The 6326-nt window shown below is 32.8% G+C and carries 7 protein-coding genes; 3 read left to right on the forward strand and 4 right to left on the reverse strand.

The features are described from left to right. Position 1 precedes the first annotated feature (1 nt). Positions 2 to 946 carry a GTP 3',8-cyclase MoaA gene (gene moaA / locus Q3907_RS05705; protein WP_301897627.1) on the reverse strand — a complete coding sequence of 315 codons (945 nt, stop codon included), beginning with the start codon at positions 944 to 946 and terminating at the stop codon, positions 2 to 4. Between the two features lie 89 nt (positions 947 to 1035). On the opposite strand from moaA, the gene Q3907_RS05710 reads away from it, so the two are divergent. Continuing rightward, positions 1036 to 1575, forward strand: coding sequence for a DNA-3-methyladenine glycosylase I (locus Q3907_RS05710; protein ID WP_301897628.1), 540 nt, complete (start codon positions 1036 to 1038; stop codon positions 1573 to 1575). Here Q3907_RS05710 and Q3907_RS05715 read toward each other — a convergent pair. Both Q3907_RS05715 and Q3907_RS05720 read right to left on the reverse strand, forming a co-directional pair. Next, a complete protein-coding gene (locus Q3907_RS05715; protein WP_301897629.1) occupies positions 1572 to 1904 on the reverse strand; it encodes an arsenate reductase family protein in 333 nt (110 codons plus the stop codon). The two genes, Q3907_RS05710 and Q3907_RS05715, sit on opposite strands and share 4 nt — an antisense overlap. Continuing rightward, positions 1904 to 3166 carry an amidohydrolase gene (locus Q3907_RS05720; RefSeq protein WP_301897630.1) on the reverse strand — a complete coding sequence of 421 codons (1263 nt, stop codon included), beginning with the start codon at positions 3164 to 3166 and terminating at the stop codon, positions 1904 to 1906. Before Q3907_RS05720 ends, Q3907_RS05715 begins: the two co-directional genes overlap by 1 nt. 117 nt (positions 3167 to 3283) lie before the next feature. Between Q3907_RS05720 and Q3907_RS05725 the strand changes: the two genes are divergently transcribed. Further along, the gene (locus Q3907_RS05725) at positions 3284 to 4468 is read left to right on the forward strand and encodes a MalY/PatB family protein (protein WP_301897631.1); all 1185 of its coding nucleotides are present in this window, start codon (positions 3284 to 3286) and stop codon (positions 4466 to 4468) included. A gap of 19 nt (positions 4469 to 4487) precedes the next feature. After that, positions 4488 to 5003: an ECF transporter S component gene (locus tag Q3907_RS05730; protein WP_301897632.1), complete on the forward strand. Its 516-nt coding sequence runs from the start codon at positions 4488 to 4490 to the stop codon at positions 5001 to 5003. Between the two features lie 9 nt (positions 5004 to 5012). On the opposite strand, the gene Q3907_RS05735 is transcribed toward Q3907_RS05730, so the two are convergent. Beyond that, positions 5013 to 6146 carry a DUF362 domain-containing protein gene (locus Q3907_RS05735; protein WP_301897633.1) on the reverse strand — a complete coding sequence of 378 codons (1134 nt, stop codon included), beginning with the start codon at positions 6144 to 6146 and terminating at the stop codon, positions 5013 to 5015. Positions 6147 to 6326 lie beyond the last annotated feature (180 nt).

A 6326-nucleotide genomic window follows, 5' to 3' on the forward strand; every position in this document is an offset into this window, starting at 1 on the left:
TTTATCCTCCAATTTCATTCATCACCGTCAACGAATGTTCTTCTTCAAAATGATGTTCCTTGGGCTTTTTGAATATCCATTCTCTCATCACTTTTTCTAGTTCTTCCAAATTATTTAGATACGGTTTTAAATCCACACCATCCATATGGAATAAACATAATTTCAAACGTCCTACACTGCTTAAGCGTACGCGATTGCAGTCTTGACAAAACTTATTATGCAACGCTTCAATAAAACCAATATATCCCTGAAACTCTGGTATTGTATAATAGTGGGCTGGGCCATTACCAAGCTTATGATCATATACATTTAATATGTAATTCTTTTGTACATATTCAATGAATTCATTCATTTTTGTGTTTCGATCACTATTTTTTAATGGCATCAATTCAATAAAGCGCAATGCGATTTTTTTATCTTTAATGAGTTCTAACATAGATTCAAATCGAGAAAACGAAAATAAATTATCGACAACACAATTCACTTTCACCGAAATACCCATCTTATAAGCATATTCTAAATTCAACAAAACCTTCTTCAAATTATTCTTTTTACATATCTTCAAATATTCAGATTCATCAAGTGTATCTATTGAAAAATTAATACAGTCTAGTCCAATCTTTTTAAGCTCATCTAAATCAGATAATGAAAATAAACTTCCATTTGTCGTCAAAGTCACTTGTTCTACACCCTCTAATTCTTTTAACCTACGAATAAAGTCAATGTAGCCTTTACGAAGTGTGGGTTCTCCACCCGTAATTTTAAATCGAGTAATTCCCAAAGAAATAGCACATCTACAAATATTTAAGATTTGTTCATACGTCAATATATCCGAATGACAAAGGTGTTTTGCGATGTCTGGCTTACAGTAGTAACAAGCATAATTACATCTATCTGTTAGTGAAATTCGCATATAATTTATATTTCGTCCAAATGAATCTTGCATAAAACCCCTTTCGTCATTCTCAATTGAGAATAACCAACTGATTTAATTTTATCATTGAATCCAAATTTTATCTACTTTAAAATAGAATCATGAAACGATGTACATGGTGTAATCTAAACAATCCAAAATATATTGAATATCATGATCATGAATGGGGAAAGTTTAATACAAACGAAAAATATCTCTTTGAAATGTTGATACTTGAATCTTTTCAAGCCGGACTAAGCTGGGAGTGTATCTTAAATAAAAGAGAAGCTTTTAAAGTGGCTTATGAAGATTTTGACATTGATAAAGTGATTAAATTTGATGAAGCAAAAATAGAACAATTAAGAAATAATCCAAAAATTATTCGAAATAAATTAAAGATCAAAGCGAGTATTTCAAATGCGAAGATTTTTAAATCCATTCAAGAAGAGTATCAAACATTCTACAACTATTTATGTACTTTTACGCATGGAAAGATTATTTATGAAACGAACAAAACTACATCCTCTCTTTCAGATTCAATATCAAATGATTTAAAAAAAAGAGGCATGAAGTTTGTAGGAAGTACGATCATATACTCCTATCTTCAAGCCATTGGTGTGATTTATTCCCATGAAAAAGATTGTTTCTTATACAAAGACTAATCCCATGTTTTCCATACATTTGGTTCATAGCCTACTGTTGCCAATTTGCCGTTACGCACGATTGGCGTTTTTAATATGTGCTGATTAAGATACACCTTTTCCTCTTTATTCGATAAATAATTCAACATTGTCAACAATTCTTTATCCTTCGCCTTTGGATCAACCATAGAATCAATGCCAACTTGTCTAAGCACGCTCTCAAATTCTTTCTTACTCATTTCTTTTTCGTCTAAATTAATAAACTGAAACTTAATATTTCTTTCTTTAAAATAGCGTTGTGCTTTCTTTGTATCAAAGCATTTGTTCTTACCAAAAATCTGTATATTCATTACTTTAACCTTTCTACTCTTTTTTGTACTTCATCATATAGTGCCTCAATCTCAAATCCTACATAAAAATGTCCATCTTCATATAAGATTTCTCCATTGACCATCGTACATTTTACATTAGATTTAGATCCACTGTATACAATATTTTTTGCGATATTATTCATTGGCTGCATATTCGGTTGATGTAGATCTAAAATAATTAAATCTGCCAACTTTCCAGCTTCAAGCACACCACAATTTAAATTTAAAGCTTTAGCTCCATTTATTGTTGCCATATTTAACACTTTGTAAGCATCCACTGCAGAAGCATTACAGTTTTTATATTTAGCTAGTCCTGTCACCAAAAACATTTCTCTAAACATATCTAGACAGTTATTACTTGCCGCACCATCTGTTCCTAGACATACATTTATATTTCGTTGAAGCATAGCTTGAATAGGAGCTATGCCACTAGCTAGTTTTAGATTGGATGCTGGATTTGTGACGATGTTTAAATGTTTTTCTTGAAATAAATCCAAATCATGTTCACTCATGTGCACACAATGAAAAGCTCCTCCACCATAGTCATATACGCCCAAATCACATAAGTATTCAACAGGACTTAACCCTGTCTTTTCTTTGCATGTGGATACTTCATATTCAGTTTCGCTTAAATGCGTATAAACAGGTGCTTTGTATTTATGAGATAATGCCGCTACTTGTTGGATTTTTTCTTTGGAGTTGGTATATTCATGACTAAAGCCAAGAATATAAGAAATAAGGCTATTCTCTTGATTGTATTCATTAAAGCATCGTTCTACATCTTCTACGGATAGGCAAAAATCATTAACAGCTCCACATAAGACTGTACGATACTTCATATCCAAGCTTGCCTTAATAATGGCTTCGGGATTTAAATACATATCAAAATTTGTAGTAATTCCACTCGTTAAATATTCCAATATAGCCAGCTTAGAAAAATAATAAATATCATCTTGCGTTAATTTAGCTTCAATAGGGAATACTTTTTCATTGAGCCATTGTTGAAGTGGCATATCATCGGCCATCGATCTTAAAAACGTCATTCCAGAATGGGTATGTGCATCAATAAATCCAGGCATGATCAAATTGTTTTGTACATCTATTTCTCGATCAAAACAAAAAGAAGAATCTTTTACTTTTCCTACATATATAATCTTATTATCCTCTACCCAAACTTCACCTGAAAAAATATTAAAATCCTTCATTGTGAGTACTTGTGCATTATAGAATCTTGTGCGCATATGCATCCCTTCTTTCTAATCTAATCATCCCACAAAACCAACAAGAAAAAAAGCAAATATCAAATTGCATATTCATTTTTCAAATTATATTATTAAGTTAATAAGGAGATTCTTTTTATGAAGTATGATTTTACAACACTATTAAACCGTCAAGGACATGATGCACTCGCCCTCGATGTATTACCTATTAAAGATGTAGAGATAGATCCAAATTTTTCAAAAATTCCTATGTGGGTTGCGGATATGAACTATCCTGTTTTTGAAAATATTCAAAAACAAATGATCAACCGCATCAATGAACCTCACTTTGGATATTTTGAAATGCCAGAAGATTACTATAAAGCCATTCAGTTCTGGCAAAAAGAAACACATGGCATAGATGTAGAAAAAGAAGCTATCGGATATGAAAATGGTGTTCTTGGTATATTATCAAGTGCTTTACAAGCTTTTACATCTAGCGGTGAAGCCATTCTAGTACAATCACCATGTTATATTGGATTTATTCATACATTAAATAATCTAGGAAGAAAAATTATTGATAGCCCATTAATAAAAGAGAATAACTGGTCACTTGATTATGAGGATATTGAAAAGAAGATCACCAAACACAATATTCATTTTGCGATATTTTGTTCTCCACACAATCCAACGGGAAGAGTCTGGAAAAAGGAAGAAATCCAAAAATTTATAGACATCTGTAAAAAGTATGATGTTTTAGTCTTTAGTGATGAAATCTGGTCGGATCTAGTACGTAAAGAAAATACGCATATTCCTACACAATCTGTAAGTGAAGATGCCAAGAAAAGAACGATTGCCGCTTATGCTCCAAGTAAGACATTCAATCTTGCAGGTTTAGTTGGTTCCTACCATATTGTTTATGACAAATATCTGCGTGATCGATTAAATAAACAGGCTTCTTTATCCCACTATAATTCACCTAACATATTAAGTATTCATGCCCTTATTGGTGCATATTGTAAAGATGGATTGGATTGGGTTAGCGAGCTTAATGAGGTAATTGCGAATAATGTAGATTTTGCGATTGATTTTATCCACACTCATTTCAAAGGTATTGAAGTCATAAAACCAGAAGGAACATATATGTTGTATCTAGACTGCACAAAATATTTAGATACACACAATATCACTATGGATGAACTATTAAAGAAAGGTGTTCATTATGGTGTATGTTGGCAAGATGGCCGTCCATTTATGAATCCAAATACGATTCGAATGAATTTAGCTTTACCAACAAGCATAGTAGAAGAAGCATTTTCTCGTTTAAAAGAATTTGTTTTTTAAAGAATGAGGAATTTAGATTATGAAAAGTACAACAAAAAAATTAGTATCTTGCGCTTTATGCATTGCGATAGGCGTATTACTTCCAATGGCATTTCATGTGATTCCAAATGGAGGTAGCATATTTTTACCAATGCACATTCCTGTATTGATCTGTGGATTATTTTGTGGAGCACCCTATGGTTTGGCATGTGGAATTTTTACACCCTTTCTTTCAAGTATGATAACTGGTATGCCTCCAGCTATGATCTTACCCCAAATGATGATTGAACTAGCTGTATATGGTTTAGTTACTGGTTTATGTGAAAAACACATCATTTTAAAAAACGAAATATCTAAATTATACATGAGTTTAATTATTGCGATGCTTGCAGGAAGAATCGTGAATGGTTTTGTGAATACATTCATCCTAAGTACACAAGGCTATACACTATCTATATTTATGACAGCTAGCTTTGTCACTTGTCTTTCAGGCATCATCATTCAATTGATTGTTATTCCAATTTTAGTTCGTATATTAAATAAAACAGTAGCTTAATCGCTACTGTTATTTCATCTCGATCAATTCGTATTCTCGATTTCCCAAGCCAATCTTTTGTGCATGTTCCAAACAAGATTTCCATTCCGATTCAGGCGTTGAATTTGTGAAATGGTCATGGTGGTCACAGAAGTTTGGATCATGTAGATGTTTATCTAATTGTGATCCTGGCATTGGTTTTGCCTTCATACATAAATCAACACAGGCTTGATCTAAAGCTAGTGGATCAAAAGATGCCAACATTCCGATATTAGGAAGAATTGGCAAATCATTTTCGGCATGACAGTCACAGTTTGGCGAAACATCCACAATCAATGAGATATGGAAGTTAGGACGTCCATCCACAACGGCTTTTGTGTATTCAGCCATACGTTTATTTAATAATTCATTCGCATTGTAGTTATTAAATGAAATCGCCTCAAAATTACATGCTCCTAAACAACGGCCACAACCAACACAATTTGTTTCATTGATATGCATCTTATGTGTTGTTTCATCATATTCTAATCCATTATTTGCGCATTCTTTAAGACATTGTTTACAACCACGACATAATTTTTCATCAACATGCGGAATACCTGAACAGTGTTGTTCTTTTTTACCAGCACGTGAACCACATCCCATACCTATATTTTTAATGGTTCCACCAAATCCAGTTGATTCATGGCCTTTAAAGTGTGTCAAAGAAATAAATACATCGGCATCCATTATAGCTCGACCAATCTTAGCTGATTGACAATATTCTCCACCAACGACAGGCACTTCGACATCATCTGTTCCTTTTAGTCCATCTCCTATCAAAATGGGACATCCTACAGTAAGTGGTGTAAAGCCATTTTGCCAGGCACATTCTAAGTGTTCCAAGGCATTCTTTCTTGATCCTGGATACATTGTATTACAATCGGTTAAGAATGGTTTTCCTCCTAATTCTTTTACCACATCCACAATGGCACGTGCATAATTTGGTCTTAAATATGCAATATTTCCTAATTCTCCAAAATGCATTTTAATTGCGACAAACTTTCCGTCTAAATCCAATTCGGCAATTCCTGCTTTTTTTACCAACAATTGCAATTTTGTAGGTAAACCCTCACCTAATTTACGGGCATGAAAATCCGTATAGTATACTTTTGATTTTTCCATCAAATATCACCTCACTTTTATTTTACAATCCCCAAAAAATGATACAATGCAAAAAATGAAAAAAAGGAAGTGCGATTATGAAAGAATTATCAAAAAGACCCGAGACATTTACAGATTCTGTGATTCCTTAACTTTGCAGAATTTGTATAACTAAAAAATAAAAGAAGCATTAGTAGCTGA

This window comes from uncultured Holdemanella sp. (genome assembly GCF_958348295.1).
In the GTDB taxonomy this organism is placed as follows: Bacteria; Bacillota_I; Bacilli_A; order Erysipelotrichales; family Erysipelotrichaceae; genus Holdemanella.